Here is a 15,107-nt window from a genome sequence, read left to right as displayed (position 1 = left end):
ATGTCGGCAAATTTAAAGAAAAATTCTCAATGGCTTTGGGTGGGAGTGATTGCAGCAATCACTGCAATATTAATTGGTTTACTGGTTTTAAATTCAAAAAATAAACCTGCCTCTTCTGAAGCCTCAGAAGAGCATGAGCATGCTGAAGAAGAGGGTGAAGGACATCATGACGAGGGTGAAAAACCATTGATGCTCACTGCTCAACAAATGCAGGAACAAAATTTAAAAATTGAACAGGCTGAATTAGGTGAAGTTGCTCAGCTTCAAACATATCCAGCCAAACTGGTTGTAAATACTGACCGTCAAGCCCATGTCTCACCAAGTTTTAGTGGTCGTGTCGAAGCGGTCTATGTTGAATTGGGACAACAAGTTAAAAAGGGTCAGGCTCTCGCAAGCTTATTGGTTCCAGATCTAGTCGATCAACAAGCTAATTTGCAAATTGCACAGTCTAATCTTGATTTAACGCGTCAGGACTATGAACGTGAACGTAGCTTATGGTCTCAGGGAATTTCTGCTAAACAAGATTATCAAAGAGCTTATAACGCTTACCAGCAAGCCCAAATTCAGGTTAAAGCAGCTCGCTCACGCTTAAGTGCATTCGGCGCAGGTTCCGGTTCAGGAGGACGCTACACCTTAACAGCGCCAATTGCTGGCACGGTGAGTAACAAAGATATTGTGGTGGGTGAAAACGTACAGCTTGCAGATCAGCTTTTTATTATTAATCAACTTGATCAGTTGTGGCTGGAATTTATTTTACCAAGTACTGCAAATATGAATGTGCAGCCAAATCAGCAAATTGAATTTAAATCTTTGCAAACTGGGAATGTATTTACTGCACAGGTTCAAAGCTTAACAACAGAGGCTGATGCTCAAACAGGGCGTTTACAAGTCCGTGCTAAGGTTTTAGCAAATAATAGTGAATTACGTCCAAACCTAATGGTTAACGTTGAGCTAAATTCAGGTTCAACGCAAAAAGTAACACGTGTAAAAGTTCAAGCGATCCAGCAAGTTGAAGGTAAAGACGTTATCTTTACTCCAAAAATGGTCAAAACAGGCTTTGAGTTTGAACCTGTCACGGTACAGTTGGGGCAACGTTCTAAAGATGGTCAGTGGGTCGAAGTTGTAAAAGGTATTAATCCAAGCCAGCGCTATGTTGCAGAAGGCAGCTTCTTGCTGAAATCCGAACTGGAAAAAGGAGAGGCAGAGCATGGACATTAATAAACCTGAACTGCCCAAACCCGAAGGGTTATTTGACCGAATTATTCAGTTTGCCATTCAAAATGCTATTTGGGTCATGCTATTTGTGCTGACGTGGATTGGAGTCGGAATCTGGAGTTATCAGAAGCTTCCTATTGATGCGGTTCCAGACATTACCAATGCTCAGGTCCAGATTAATACTCAAGCAAATGGATATACGGCTTTAGAGGTCGAACAGCGGATTACCTATCCTATTGAAAATGCGATGGCCGGAATTCCTAATCTGGAACAGACTCGCTCTATTTCCCGTTATGGACTTTCCCAAGTCACCATCATTTTTAAAGATGGAACAGATATTTATTGGGCAAGACAACTGATTAACCAGCGTTTACAAGAGGCGGATGGACAACTACCCGAATCAGTTGATCCACTTATGTCTCCTGTTTCAACGGGATTAGGTGAAATTTACCAATGGGTCGTAAAAGCAAAATCTGGTGCTAAAAAAGCTGATGGTACAGCCTATACAGCGATGGATTTACGCGAAATTCAGGACTGGATTGTACGTCCTCAATTGCAGCGTGTGAAAGGCGTAGCCGAAATTAACAGTATTGGTGGCTACAATAAAACTTATATCGTGTCGCCTGATTTAAAACGTTTGCAGCAGCTCCAGATTTCAATTAATGAATTTCAGACTGCTCTGCAAGAAAACAATGAAAATCGCGGTGCAGGTTTTATTGAAGAAAACGGAGAGCAGCTCACTGTTCGTGTTCCGGGCATGTTAAGTAGTGTTGAGGATATTCAAAACATTACTGTAAGCACTAAAAATGGTTTACCAATTCGTGTGGCAGATGTGGCGAATGTCTCTATTGGGCATGATTTAAGAACAGGGGCTGCAACTTACAATGGTGAAGAAACTGTTCTTGGCATAGCCATGATGATGATGGGAGAAAACAGCCGTACCGTTGCTCAGGCGGTTGATGCCAAAATTAAGGAAATCCAATCTACCCTACCTAAAGGTGTAGAAATCGAAACGGTTTATGACCGGACGAGTTTGGTAAACAAAGCAATTGCAACAGTACAGAAGAACCTTGTAGAAGGGGCGATTCTGGTTATTGTGATTTTGTTTATTTTCTTGGGAAATTTCCGAGCAGCTTTAATTACTGCCTGTGTTATCCCACTTTCGATGCTATTTACCCTGACAGGTATGGCTGAACAAAACATTAGTGCCAACCTGATGAGCCTAGGAGCGCTTGATTTCGGGATTATTGTAGATGGTGCAGTTGTTATTGTAGAGAACTGTATTCGACGTCTAGCAGAAGCACAGCATGCTTTACATCGACCACTTACACGCACTGAGCGATTCAAAGAAGTTTTTCTCGCAGCAAAACAGGCCCGTCGACCGCTTATTTTTGGGCAAATGATTATTTTAGTGGTCTATTTACCTATTTTTGCTTTATCTGGCGTTGAAGCCAAAATGTTCCATCCAATGGCAATGACTGTGGTTATGGCGTTATTGGGTGCCATGATTCTTTCTGTGACATTTGTACCTGCGGCAGTTGCTCTTTTTGTTGCGGGTGAAGTGAAAGAAAAAGAAACAAGTTGGATGCTGCTTTTAAAGCAGAAATATCGAGATATTCTCGATCAGGCTTATCAACTTAAGATTGTTGTTCTTAGTTTTGCATTAAGTATTTTAGTGCTCACAGGTGTGTTAGCAACCCAAATGGGCAGTGAATTTGCTCCCCAGTTAAGTGAAGGTGACTTCGCCTTACAGCAAATGCGTTCACCTAGCACTGGACTTGAGCAGTCTCTGCGAATGCAAGAAAATACCGAAAAGCTCATTTTGAAAAACTTTCCAGAGGTAAAAGCTGTTTTTGCGCGAACAGGGACAGCTGAGGTTGCAACTGACGTGATGCCACCTAATATCTCTGATGCAGTCATTTTACTTAAACCTCATGATCAATGGCCAAACTCTAAAGAAACGCTAGATGAACTACGTTCGCGTATGCAGGCTTTCTTGGCGACATTACCGGGCAATAACAGCGAGTTCTCTCAACCGATTGAGCTGCGTTTTAATGAGCTGATTTCAGGCATTCGTAGCGATATTGGCGTCAAGATTTTTGGCGATGATATGCAAGTGCTTAATGAGCAGGCTCAGACATTTGCTCAAAAAATACAGACGATTTCTGGTGCTACAGCGGTTAAGGTAGAACAAACGAGCGGTTTGCCTGTGCTAAGTATCGAAATTAATCGTCCTTTGGCCGCGCAATATGGATTATCTGCCAAAGCCATTCAAGATATTGTGGCAGCAAGTGTCGGTGGACAAAATGTAGGGCAGATTTTACAAGGTGATAGACGATTCGATTTTGAAATTCGCTTAGAAGATCAGCAACGTACCATTCAAAACTTAGCCCAACTTCCGATTCAATTACCAAATGGTGGTCTAATCCAGCTTCAAGATGTCGCTAAAGTTGAACGTACCTCAGGCTTAAATCAGGTAGGACGTGAAAATGGTAAGCGCCGTGTCATTATTACCACTAACGTAGAAGGTCGTGATTTAGGATCATTTGTTCAAGAGCTAAGAACAACGCTCGCAAAAGAACAACTACCAGCAGGGTATTGGTTGGAATATGGAGGTCAGTTTGAAAATCTAGCCTCAGCTGCTGCACGAATGAAAATTGTTGTTCCATTGGCGCTTGCTATGATTTTCATTTTACTCATGGCTGTATTCCATAACATTAAAGAAAGTCTGTTGGTGTTTAGCGGCGTTCCGTTTGCTTTGTCGGGTGGAATTATCGCGCTTTGGTTGAGGGATATTCCGCTTTCGATGTCGGCGGGTGTCGGGTTTATTGCCTTATCGGGTGTTGCTGTTTTGAATGGTCTGGTGATGCTGAGTTTTATTAAAGAGCTTAGAGAAAACTTTGATATTCAAACTGCAACTTGGAATGGGGCGATCTTACGCTTAAGACCTGTTCTGATGACGGCTTGTGTTGCTTCGCTTGGTTTTATTCCAATGGCTTTGGCAACAGGAACCGGTGCAGAAGTGCAACGACCTTTGGCAACGGTTGTTATTGGTGGCATTATTTCATCTACGATATTAACTCTGGTTTTATTACCAGTAATTTATCGATGGATGAATGAAAGCAAAGCGAAAAGCGCTGAGCATTCATAATGTCATCGATTTGAGATATCTTTTTTGATTACAGAATCTAAGTCAAAAAAGTGTTTGAAAGAGGTAAAAATAATGATGCATTCATTGTTACTTTTACCTCACCATAAAGATAAATAATAAGGAGTCCGCAACATGGGTGGACAACATGATCATAGTCATGCCGTAGTGACTGAAGGTAATGCTAAAAAATTAACAATTGCCTTAGCTCTTACTACAACGTTTTTAATTGTTGAAGTCATTGCAGGTTTAATCACGCAAAGTTTGGCATTGCTCTCTGACGCTGCACATATGTTTACAGATGCAGCTGCTTTGGCAATTGCTTTGGTTGCCATTCAAATTTCAAAACGTCCCGCCGATAATAAGCGTACTTTTGGCTATCAGCGCTTTGAAATTTTGGCAGCTTTATTTAATGCGCTCATGCTCTTTGTGGTGGCAGTTTATATTTTATATGAGGCCTATATCCGGTTCTCTAAGCCACCTGAAATCCAAAGCGTGGGTATGCTTATTGTGGCAACGGTTGGCTTAGTAATTAACCTCATTTCAATGAAAATTTTAATGTCGGGCGCTAACTCTAGTCTAAATGTTAAAGGTGCTTATCTAGAGGTCTTAAGCGATGCATTGGGTTCGGTAGGAGTGATCATCGCGGCAATAACGATTTATTTCACCAACTGGTACTGGATTGACACGCTTATTGCCGTACTCATCGGCTTTTGGGTATTACCAAGAACATGGATTTTGCTTAAACAGAGCATTAATATTTTGCTCGAAGGTGTGCCAGAAGAAGTGGATATTGAGAAATTACGTACAGATCTGCTTTCTTTAAATGGCGTTGAAAGTATTCATCAACTTAAAGTATGGGCCATTACGTCTAAAAATATTCATTTAACGGTGCACTTGTTTGCGCCAGAAGCAGAGCGTACAAGGCTTTATAATGAAGCAGTTGAAATGCTATCTCATGAACATGGGATTGCAGAGGTTACTTTGCAAATTGAAGATGACGAGGAGATTAACTGTCAGCACACTGCCCAGCATGCTCCCCATGAACATGCTGACGAAGCACATTCACATCAGCATTAAACTGATGTGAATAATTGATTAGATTTCCCACTCGTTATTGCAGTCACGGCATTTCCAATGTTTTTGTGATTGCATAAATGCTTGCATAGACAGTTTAAAGTCTGGTAAGTCACGCCAGAACATAAAACCTGCCCCTACAGTCACAACAAAAACAACTACTGTTGCAATTTGAAGAGAGCTGCTTGCACCATTGCCAAAAATCCACATAAAAATGCTAATAATAACCAAGAGTAAAAGCATAAAAATTGCAGGAATTAAGATAGCAAGGCTTTTAGGAACTGCTGGTTTTGCGCTGTTAATGCCTTGGCTTACAGGCATAATTTTAACACTTTGACATTGAGGGCAACGGTATTGCATAGGAACTCCACATTCAGTTTGAATCTATTCTAACGGAAATGTCGAAAAAGAAAAAAATTTGTAGGATATCGATGAAGTGCTTTGAGCTAGCAAAAAATTAATTTTGAATAAACAAGGAAATACAAAAAGCAGATGATTTATGCGTACACATAAAAATTAAAATAATATTGTAGAGCATGCTAATCTACAGAAAAATGAAGTGTGATTAGCACTATAAATGAGCTTAAATACTCATAAATAGGATGTGAAATAAATATAAAAAGGAGAGAGAGACTTGGGTCAACAAGATGACAATGAGTCGAAGCCTACAACAACAGCATCGGCTGTAGATAACCCAGATACCGCAAAACAGTCATTATCTCGTCGATTACTGTATAAGACATTGCAACATGCCCAAGACGCGGTCGGGTTCGCTAGTGATACGACACGTAATATTGCAGGGGTCGCGGATGCTGCATTAGATGCGCTCGACCAAGTGACCACTCACACCAGACGTGGAGTTGTCGGAATGACAAATCTGGCGGCAGGCACTGTGAGAGATATGGTGTCTGAAACCAGTGAAACTGCACGTCAAGTCGCGTTGATCATGGCACGTACATTTTTGGGGAAGAGCACCTTAACGCTGTATTTACCGGAAATGCTATTAAACAATCAAATTCGTAAGCGCATAGATCGTTCTGAAATTGATGATATTAAAATCAAGTGTGGCAATGATAGTTTCCAAGTCGAGATCGATGGGCATTACCATCGTTTCATGTATCGTTTAAGTTTAGATTTTAAAGTATTGGAATGTCGTATTGGGCAGGAAAAATTTTTGCGCCTACGTCAAATGGATGAGAGCCTCGATGTCCAGATTCGCCATGGGGGAACCCTGTCAAACTGGGCTGTGCGCCGTATTGGTCGAGTTGGTTTTGAAGTCGTGAATATGTTACCGATTCCATCACTCATTAATCATTTGATTGGTGATATTCCTGGTATCCAGCGCGATGGTCACCGTATGTGGTTTATTGACCTAGAGCAAGCCGGATTTATTGACTTTATTAATAACCGTTCATGGATGGTAGAAAAGCTTCTGAGTTTGACTGATTTCAGTATTTTACCTGGCTTGAATATTTTGAGAGAAAGTCGAGAGTTGGTCCAGCAATTGGTAGATCAATTTGAAATTAGAGGACTACGGGTACAATCGGGTCGCCTTGAAGTACAAGTGGGTATTGCGAGCTAATGGAGCATATGAAAAGCTAATCATTGATTGGCTTTTTATTTTTTTAGGCAAGAAAAAAGCCACTGACATTATGCAGTGGCTTTTTAGAATTTGGCGTCCCTACGGGGATTCGAACCCCGGTTACCGCCGTGAAAGGGCGATGTCCTAGGCCTCTAGACGATAGGGACATATGTGAGGCATACATCTGAAAAAATTACTGGCGTCCCTACGGGGATTCGAACCCCGGTTACCGCCGTGAAAGGGCGATGTCCTAGGCCTCTAGACGATAGGGACGTTTCAGAGGTGGGCGTATATTAGGTCGATTTAATAAAAGTGTCAAATAGTTTTCTGAATAAATATTAAAAAAAGCTATCAAGCGCTTAAAAATAACTCAAATTGTAGAAAATATATACATTTAGCCCTCTTTTTTCTGAAAAGGTTCAATAATTGCCTTTATCACGGAGGGATGTTGTAAATATCCTAAAATCTCATGTGGCTGGTTGGCGAAGGTAAAAATTTTCTGATTAATAATGGGTGGATCAAAGTTAAAAGGAGCCTCACATAATGGAAATGCAGTCAGAAAATCATCTTGGGAATAAAAATTAAACCATTCACCGTCAATATGGGGTGGCCTAGAAATTGGACTCGGGAGCTTACTTTGAATGACGCGAAAAGATAAAGGAGACGCTAATGTTATAAATCGTTTAATCGAAAACCGATATGAAGGGTTTGAAAGTAGATTAAAAGCAATAACTGAGCCGAGAGAGTGTGCAACGACGATATAATCATCATCTTCTCGCATTTTTTGTAAAATCCGCTCATTCACTTCCTGCATAAATTCAGGATTAGATAAGTACATATAAGTTTCAATCAGAAACTGCTGTATTAAGCTCTCATGCAATTTTGGAAAGTTGTTTAAAAGAACAACCAATTCTTTGAGTACTCGATCCTTTACGAGCTGAGAGGTGAGATAAAGTCGTTCTGAAAAGCTTTTTTCAGCTGGGTCAGTTGCTGGTAGTAATAAAGGAACAAATGGAGTGTGTTCTTTAGCTGGAGGATTGTTGCGATGTAAGTGAATGGGTAAATAATTATTTAAAAAAGACTTAGGTAATAAAGTATTAGGGTTTAATTGATTGCTTAATTGATATTTAGTCATCAGATCGCCATAAAATGGCATATGAATATGAAGATCGCGCACGTTAACTTTGCAAGGCATCTGTTTTAGACCGAGCTTAAATACTTTTAACCAATGCTCTTTCAAGCGATGTGCTGTGTAATTTTGTTGATTCATCCCGTGGATAAATATAATTTTCATTCTATACAAGGAATTGTTTTTAATATAAATTTTAATCTACAACGGTCTGTTATATAAAACCAGTATGCAGACAAAAAAAAGTGTAGCTTTTTGCTACACTTTCATTGAATAAGAGTGGTTTAGACTTTATTGCGGTAAAAAATAAAATAGCTGACATAACATAAAGCTGTAAAAATAAGGCAGCCTACGAAACCAGCACGCATTTCAGGGTCTGCTGCCATACTTAAACACGTAATAAAGCAGAAAATAAAACCTAAAATTGGGACGATAGGAAATAATGGAGCAGCATATTGTAAGTCTTTAACTGTATGGCCAGATTTGTACCATTGGCGACGGAAATTAAATTGACTTAAACAAATGCTCATCCAGACAATAACCATAGTAAATGCTGCAACGCCAAGCAGATTTTTAAAAATAGTCTCTGGGGCAAATTGCTCTGATAACAAGCCTGGAATTGCTCCAAACATTGTTACAACTAAGGCAACAATAGGTGTTCCACTTTTTGAGAGCGTAGCAAATACGCTAGGTAATAATTTTTGTTCTGACAGTGACCACATCATACGTGAAGCGGCATAAAGGCCTGAGTTTGCTGCCGAAAGTAGGGCTGTAATAATTACAAACCTAATAATGTCATCTGCATAGGGAATGCCAATATAATTAAATACGGTAACGAAAGGACTACTACTTACGCTTTCACTGCCTAAACCTGCAAGCTGGAAGGGAAGCAAAGCACTAATAACAATAATGGTTCCGACAAAGAAAATAAGAAGGCGCCAAATCGCAGCGTTAATTGCTTTGGGTACATTCTGAGCCGGATCTTTGGTTTCACCTGCTGCTACGCCAATTAATTCAGTGCCTGAGAAAGCAAAGTTAACAATTAGCATGGTGGTAAAAATAGGAATTAAACCGTGTGGGAACCAGCCTTGAGCTGTAAGATTGCTAAATAGCGGTGCAGTTTGGCTACCATGAAAAGGAATTAAACCAAAAATTGCTAATAGGCCGAGCACAATAAAAGCAATAACGGTAATGACTTTAATAAGAGCTAGCCAAAACTCAGACTCAGCAAAAATGCGAGTTGAACTAATATTTAAACCAAAAATAGTGATTGCAAAAACAATTGTCCAGATCCACATTGAAATATGTGGGAACCATTCCTGCATGAGTAATGCTGCGGCTGTGAATTCAGTTCCAAGCGTTGCAGTCCAGGTCAGCCAGTACATCCAAGAAATCATATAGCCTGTACTAGGACTAATATATTTTTTGGCATAGGCACCAAAAGAGCCTGAAACAGGCATGTGTACAGCAAGCTCTCCTAGACAAAGCATGACCATATAAGCGATCGCGCCACCAAGAATATAGGCAACAATTGCGCCAATAGCTCCAGTTTGTGAAATGACTTCCCCTGAACCTAAAAATAAACCAGTTCCGATTGCCCCGCCTAGTGATAGCATAACAAGATGGCGAGTACTCATGGCTCTTTTTAAAGGTGCAGTACTGTTCTGATGCTGATGAGCATCTAGTTGATTGTCAGATGGCTGCATATTACACATTGAGAGAATTAAGAAAGACGCTATTTTAGATAAAATAGACAAATGTGCAATCTAGAAAGAGATAAAGAATAAACAGTAAGGTGACGATAGAGTCTTTTTATAATTTTATAAAGCAGAATATGGCGTCCCTACGGGGATTCGAACCCCGGTTACCGCCGTGAAAGGGCGATGTCCTAGGCCTCTAGACGATAGGGACTTGATGAGGCAAACACAAAGGAGCGTGGTGGAGTCAAGCGGGATCGAACCGCTGACCTCTACAATGCCATTGTAGCGCTCTACCAACTGAGCTATGACCCCAGTTTGTGTGAGCGCAATATTAGGTTGAATGCACTCACACGTCAACTAAAAAATGAATTAAACTTCGCTAGTTGCTTCATTTTTCGGCAATTTTAAGCTCTCATTGAGTTTTTCCCAATTTTTAACTTCTTTCTTGCTTGGTCCACCCACAATTTCTAAAGCGCGACGTAAACGAGCGAAAGTTAAATCAGGTCCAAGGGTGACCATCGACTGCATTACAGGGGTCGAGCTGGTTGAACCCGCAATTGCGATAAAGAACGCAGGCATGAAATCGCGTAATTTAATGTCCATCTGGTTCGCAAGATCCATTAGGGTTTGGCTCACAGTGTCATTATTCCAAGTGAACTGGCCTTCAAGACGCCAAATTGCAAATTGTAAACTTTGACGAACCTGTTCAGGTGTCAACTTTTTACTTTCAAACATTTCTGCTGTGATTTGTGGCATATGGTTAAAATAGAAACCAGCCCAATTCACTGCTTCTGAAAGCAAATTAATACGCGGTTGAATAGCAGCAGCGATATCTTCTAAAGTGCTTCGATCACTCTTCCAAGTTAATAAACGGTCTAACAGTTGGCCAGGGGTTAAACCTTTGATCCATTGACCGTTAAGCCAGTTTAATTTTTCAACATCAAAAATCGGACCGCCGAGTGATACACGTTGAATATCAAAGTTATCCATCATGTCTTGTAGCGTAAACACTTCTTTTTCGTCCGGCATTGACCAACCCATACGGCCTAAATAGTTTAACAACGCTTCTGGTAATACACCGATATCGCGGTAGTAGTTAATTGATGTCGGGTTTTTACGTTTAGATAATTTTGATTTATCTGGGTTACGCAATAATGGCATGTGGCAGAGCGTTGGCATTTCCCAGCCAAAATATTGGTAAAGCAACTGATGCTTCGGTGCAGATGGAAGCCATTCTTCACCACGCAATACATGAGTGATTTCCATTAAATGGTCATCAACGACATTGGCCAAATGATAAGTTGGTAATCCATCATTTTTAAGAAGAACTTGCATGTCGACTTGTGCCCAAGGAATTTCAACTTCCCCGCGTAATAAGTCATTAAATTTACAAATACCTTCTTCAGGTACTTTCATACGGATGACATGTGGTTCGCCCGCTTCCAAGCGACGTGTCACTTCTTCTTGAGAAAGTTTTAACCCACGACCATCATATTTTGGTGTTTCACCACGTGCTTGTTGTTCTGCACGCATTTGGTCTAGTTCTTCAGCTGTAGCAAAACAATAAAAAGCATGACCTTTTTCGACAAGTTCTAATGCGTATTGCTTATAAATTCCCATACGTTCAGATTGGCGATACGGTGCATGAGGACCTCCCACATCTGGACCTTCAGACCAATTTAGACCTAACCAACGCAATGAATCCAAAATCATTTTTTCAGACTCTGGTGTAGAGCGAAGTTGGTCTGTATCTTCAATCCTTAAAATAAATTCTCCGCCATGTTGTTTCGCAAAACACATGTTAAATAAGGCGATGTAGGCGGTGCCGACATGAGGAAAACCAGTAGGGGATGGTGCAATACGAGTACGAACTTTCATAGGTAATGGGTCAAAATAAAAATTGAAACTATTATAACGAAAAAGCCCAGTATTCTGACGTTTTATTTAACATCAGACTGGGCTAAAACTGAAACGAAGAGGGGGTGTTTCAGATTTTAAGAAGTATGCGGCTGAAAGATTGCCTGAACAAAACGTGAAAAACGTTCATGCTGAGCAGCGAGAAAATTTTGAGTCGGTGTAACGCGAATAGTATTGAGTACTTTAAGCTCATCATCTGTAGAAGGTAATACAATAGGATTACGTTTCTGTTGATCTAAAGCTTTTTCAATAAGCGAAGTCTGCTTATCTGAGCCAGTTTTGTTTGGAGTATCTTTAAGTACTGCTGCTGCAGAAAACTGTGATGCCAAACCCAGCACCAAACTTAAGCTTAACGCTTTTCCATAATGAATTTTCATTATTAATCATCCCCTCTGTTCATTACATTTCATCTATTTTTTGAGTTTAACGAAATGTAAAATTACGGTAATGCTACGATTTAAACATAAATCTTAATAAAAAAGTGGAACTGTGTCACACTTTTTACAAAAATTATCTATATTTTAATCTGGTCGACCCAAATGTAGGCCATATGTATCCTTTGCGCTTCATTATTTAACAAATTAATGTGTAGATAAAGTGAAGGCCCTCATTAAGTTGTAAGGATAATTACAAAACTTTTCAAAAATGAAATAACTTAGACATCTTAATCTATATATTTTAAAGAGATTAATAAAAAATATATTAATATAAGTAATTGATTGTAAATTATAAAATTAAAAATATAGTAAAACTAAAACCAATGATGGATTTTGTAAATGAAAAAAATATCAATAATAGCTGTAGCTGTTTATTTGGGAATGGCAACAGCAGCTCAAGCCGCTACCTCTTTTTTAAATGTTTCTTATGATCCGACCCGAGAATTTTATCAAGAATATAATCAGGCTTTTGGTAAGTTCTGGAAACAGCGTACGGGGCAAGATGTTGAGTTTAAACAGTCGCACGGTGGATCTGGTAAACAAGCTCGGGCGGTGGCTACTGGTTTAGAAGCTGATGTTGTAACGTTAGCGTTAGCTAATGATATTGATGAGATTGTGAAAGCAGGCTTTATCCAGCCGAATTGGCAAAAAGAATTTCCGAATAATTCTGCGCCTTATACTTCGACTGTTGTATTCCTAGTACGAAAAGGTAATCCGAAAAATATACGTGACTGGAATGATCTAACAAAACCGGGTGTTGAAATTATCACCCCTAATCCTAAAACAGGTGGCGCACCTCGTTGGATTTATTTGTCTGCGTGGGGTTATGCCTTAAAACAACCGGGTGGTAATGATGCCAAGGCTCGTGAGCTAGTTAAAAAACTTTATCACAATGTAAAAGTACTTGATTCGGGAGCACGCGGTTCGCTAACAACATTTGCCGAACGTGGCATTGGTGATGTTTTATTATCTTGGGAAAACGAAGCTTTATTAGCGACGAAAGGACCTGATAAAGACAAATATGAAATTGTTTACCCATCAATTTCAATTTTGGCAGAGCCATCAGTCGCAATTGTAGATAAAACCGTTGATAAAGATGGGAACCGAACTTTAGCAAAAGGCTATTTGAATTTTTTATATTCACCTTTAGGGCAAGAGCTGGCTGCTAAACATTATTTCCGACCACGTAATGCTCAAGTGGCAGCAAAATATGCAGCACAATTCCCAAAAATTAAATTATTTACCATTAATGATGTGTTCGGTGGTTGGGCGAAAGCTCAGAAAACTCACTTTGCTAATGGAGCTGTCTTTGATCAAATTTATGATGGGAAGCAGTAATTAACTAAGTTTTTCCATGTGGCCGCTTATTTAATAATTAAGCGGCTTTTTTGAATTTTAAGATTTTCACATCTAATTTTTGATTAATTTAGAAATTACCCAATCTTTTTAATAAAGTGCTGATAAAGATATTAATGTAGTGGTCTACATCATCTTTAAAAATCATATATTGTAAAGCTAGCCCATAACTTAATGATACAAGCTCTATAACAATAGAATCATAGTCATCAGGCTCAGCTATCTGCATTAAAGAAAAAAATTGCTTCATGATCTTGGTTACTTCTTGCTGATGAGTTTTCCAAACCTTTTGATACTCCTCTGCGAAGGTAATATCACGTGCAGCAAATAGTTGTAGCTCGATTGATATTTTCAGCCATTCATCGTTTGTAAAAAAAACCTTCAGCCACTGACGCAATGAATCAATTAGTTGCTCAGTATTTGAAGGAGCACTGGTAAATATTTCTTGTAATTGTAAATTTTCTTTAGCGAATTGAAGCTCCATCAGCTCAAGTAAAAACGCTTCTTTATTGTTGAAATTAGAGTAGAAGGCACCTTGAGTATAACCTGCTTGTTTAGAAAGATTCCTGATTGATACCGCGTTATAACCAAATTCAGAAATGAGAGCAAACCCAGCTTCAATGAGATGCTGTCGAGTTTGTATCTGTTTTTCATTGCGCGAAAGAGTCATAAGAGCCAGATCAAATAATAGTTGAGATATCACTTGTTATCTTAATTTTTATAAGATATTTTCGCTACTTATTTGTTTCAGATATCACTTGATATTTGAATGTGCGACAATAAAGGCGATATATGTCTCAACTCTCTAAACGTATTGTAGTTATTAATGGTCATCCATCCGATATCAGTTTTAATCATGCATTAGCTCATAACTATGTAGCACACGTAAAAACATTAGGTGTTCACGTAGATCTTATAGAAATTGCTAAGTTGGATTTCGAACCTAATTTAAAATATGGTTATGAGAAACGTATGGATCTGGAACCTGATTTAATGAATGCGTTGGAAAAAATTCAAGCCGCTGATCATTTGGTGTGGTTCTTTCCTGTCTGGTGGGGAGGACTTCCAGCCATAGCTAAAGGTTTTATTGATCGACTCTTTTTACCAAATCTTGTATTTAGTTACCGAGAAAATAGCAATCGTGTTATTGGTCATTTACATTCCAAATCAGCACGACTCATTACTACTTTAGACCAGCCAGGCTGGTTTTATCGTTGGTACTATGGTGAACCGAGTACACGTCAACTTAAAAAAGCGACTTTGCAATTTTGTGGGGTTAGCAGAGTCAAAGTTAATTATATTGGAACAGTGCGGGGAGCAAGTTCAGACCAACGGCAAAAATGGTTAAATCAAATCGGTAAATATGCCGAAAAAGATTGCCAGCTCATCTCGTCCTAAGGTAAATCCGTGAGAGTCTCTAACGGAATAAGCGTAAAGGAAAAGAGAATTTTTTAGGTAAAGCGGTTAATAAAAAGTTTTATAAATTCGTATTTAGCTATAAAAAATTATTCTTGGTTTCTTATTTTGCTTAAAAAGTGCTAACAAA

12 protein-coding genes and 4 tRNA genes are annotated in these 15,107 nt (G+C 39.3%); 6 read left to right on the top strand and 10 right to left on the bottom strand.

The annotated features are described in order from the left end of the window. The 3 genes from ACLBWE_RS03310 (at position 1) to ACLBWE_RS03300 (ending at position 5,443) form a co-directional block, all read left to right on the top strand. The gene (locus ACLBWE_RS03310; RefSeq protein WP_447601162.1) at positions 1-1,218 is read left to right on the top strand and encodes an efflux RND transporter periplasmic adaptor subunit; all 1,218 of its coding nucleotides are present in this window, start codon (positions 1-3) and stop codon (positions 1,216-1,218) included. Beyond that, positions 1,208-4,366, top strand: a complete 3,159-nt coding sequence (locus tag ACLBWE_RS03305) for an efflux RND transporter permease subunit (RefSeq protein ID WP_447601160.1) — start codon at positions 1,208-1,210, stop codon at positions 4,364-4,366. The genes ACLBWE_RS03310 and ACLBWE_RS03305 overlap by 11 nt, the downstream gene beginning before the upstream one ends. A gap of 132 nt (positions 4,367-4,498) precedes the next feature. Further along, a complete protein-coding gene (locus tag ACLBWE_RS03300; RefSeq protein ID WP_017390939.1) occupies positions 4,499-5,443 on the top strand; it encodes a cation diffusion facilitator family transporter in 945 nt (314 codons plus the stop codon). 18 nt (positions 5,444-5,461) lie between these two features. On the opposite strand, the gene ACLBWE_RS03295 is transcribed toward ACLBWE_RS03300, so the two are convergent. After that, positions 5,462-5,800, bottom strand: coding sequence for a membrane protein (locus ACLBWE_RS03295; protein ID WP_003653848.1), 339 nt, complete (start codon positions 5,798-5,800; stop codon positions 5,462-5,464). Positions 5,801-6,074: 274 nt separating this feature from the next. On the opposite strand from ACLBWE_RS03295, the gene ACLBWE_RS03290 reads away from it, so the two are divergent. After that, entirely contained in the window at positions 6,075-7,022 is a 948-nt protein-coding gene (locus ACLBWE_RS03290) for a hypothetical protein (protein WP_447601157.1), read from the top strand. 91 nt (positions 7,023-7,113) lie between these two features. On the opposite strand, the gene ACLBWE_RS03285 is transcribed toward ACLBWE_RS03290, so the two are convergent. From ACLBWE_RS03285 to ACLBWE_RS03250, 8 genes are all read right to left on the bottom strand, one after another. Further along, positions 7,114-7,189, bottom strand: a tRNA-Glu gene (locus ACLBWE_RS03285). Positions 7,190-7,219: 30 nt separating this feature from the next. Continuing rightward, positions 7,220-7,295 (bottom strand) — tRNA-Glu (locus tag ACLBWE_RS03280). Between the two features lie 121 nt (positions 7,296-7,416). Further along, positions 7,417-8,316, bottom strand: coding sequence for a hypothetical protein (locus ACLBWE_RS03275; RefSeq protein ID WP_080758469.1), 900 nt, complete (start codon positions 8,314-8,316; stop codon positions 7,417-7,419). Positions 8,317-8,435: 119 nt separating this feature from the next. Further along, complete coding sequence (locus ACLBWE_RS03270; RefSeq protein ID WP_447601154.1) at positions 8,436-9,857, bottom strand: amino acid permease; 1,422 nt, start codon at positions 9,855-9,857, stop codon at positions 8,436-8,438. Between the two features lie 129 nt (positions 9,858-9,986). Further along, positions 9,987-10,062 (bottom strand) — tRNA-Glu (locus tag ACLBWE_RS03265). 25 nt (positions 10,063-10,087) lie between these two features. Beyond that, positions 10,088-10,163: transfer RNA gene (locus ACLBWE_RS03260), tRNA-Ala, on the bottom strand. 57 nt (positions 10,164-10,220) lie between these two features. Beyond that, on the bottom strand, positions 10,221-11,729 hold the full coding sequence (gltX, locus tag ACLBWE_RS03255) for a glutamate--tRNA ligase (protein ID WP_447601152.1): 1,509 nt from the start codon (positions 11,727-11,729) through the stop codon (positions 10,221-10,223). Between the two features lie 116 nt (positions 11,730-11,845). Continuing rightward, positions 11,846-12,145, bottom strand: coding sequence for a hypothetical protein (locus ACLBWE_RS03250; RefSeq protein WP_016139973.1), 300 nt, complete (start codon positions 12,143-12,145; stop codon positions 11,846-11,848). A 399-nt stretch (positions 12,146-12,544) separates the two neighbouring features. On the opposite strand from ACLBWE_RS03250, the gene ACLBWE_RS03245 reads away from it, so the two are divergent. After that, positions 12,545-13,543: a sulfate ABC transporter substrate-binding protein gene (locus tag ACLBWE_RS03245; RefSeq protein WP_416717806.1), complete on the top strand. Its 999-nt coding sequence runs from the start codon at positions 12,545-12,547 to the stop codon at positions 13,541-13,543. Between the two features lie 88 nt (positions 13,544-13,631). Here ACLBWE_RS03245 and ACLBWE_RS03240 read toward each other — a convergent pair whose 3' ends face one another. After that, positions 13,632-14,231, bottom strand: coding sequence for a TetR/AcrR family transcriptional regulator (locus tag ACLBWE_RS03240; protein ID WP_198496586.1), 600 nt, complete (start codon positions 14,229-14,231; stop codon positions 13,632-13,634). A gap of 122 nt (positions 14,232-14,353) precedes the next feature. Between ACLBWE_RS03240 and ACLBWE_RS03235 the strand changes: the two genes are divergently transcribed. Beyond that, the gene (locus ACLBWE_RS03235; RefSeq protein WP_447601149.1) at positions 14,354-14,959 is read left to right on the top strand and encodes an NAD(P)H-dependent oxidoreductase; all 606 of its coding nucleotides are present in this window, start codon (positions 14,354-14,356) and stop codon (positions 14,957-14,959) included. The last annotated feature ends 148 nt before the right edge of the window (positions 14,960-15,107 follow it).

The sequence above is a fragment of the Acinetobacter sp. M5A5_2a genome (assembly GCF_053345265.1).
Note: the sequence above shows the minus strand (reverse complement) of the source record. Positions and strands in the feature narration are given on the sequence as shown.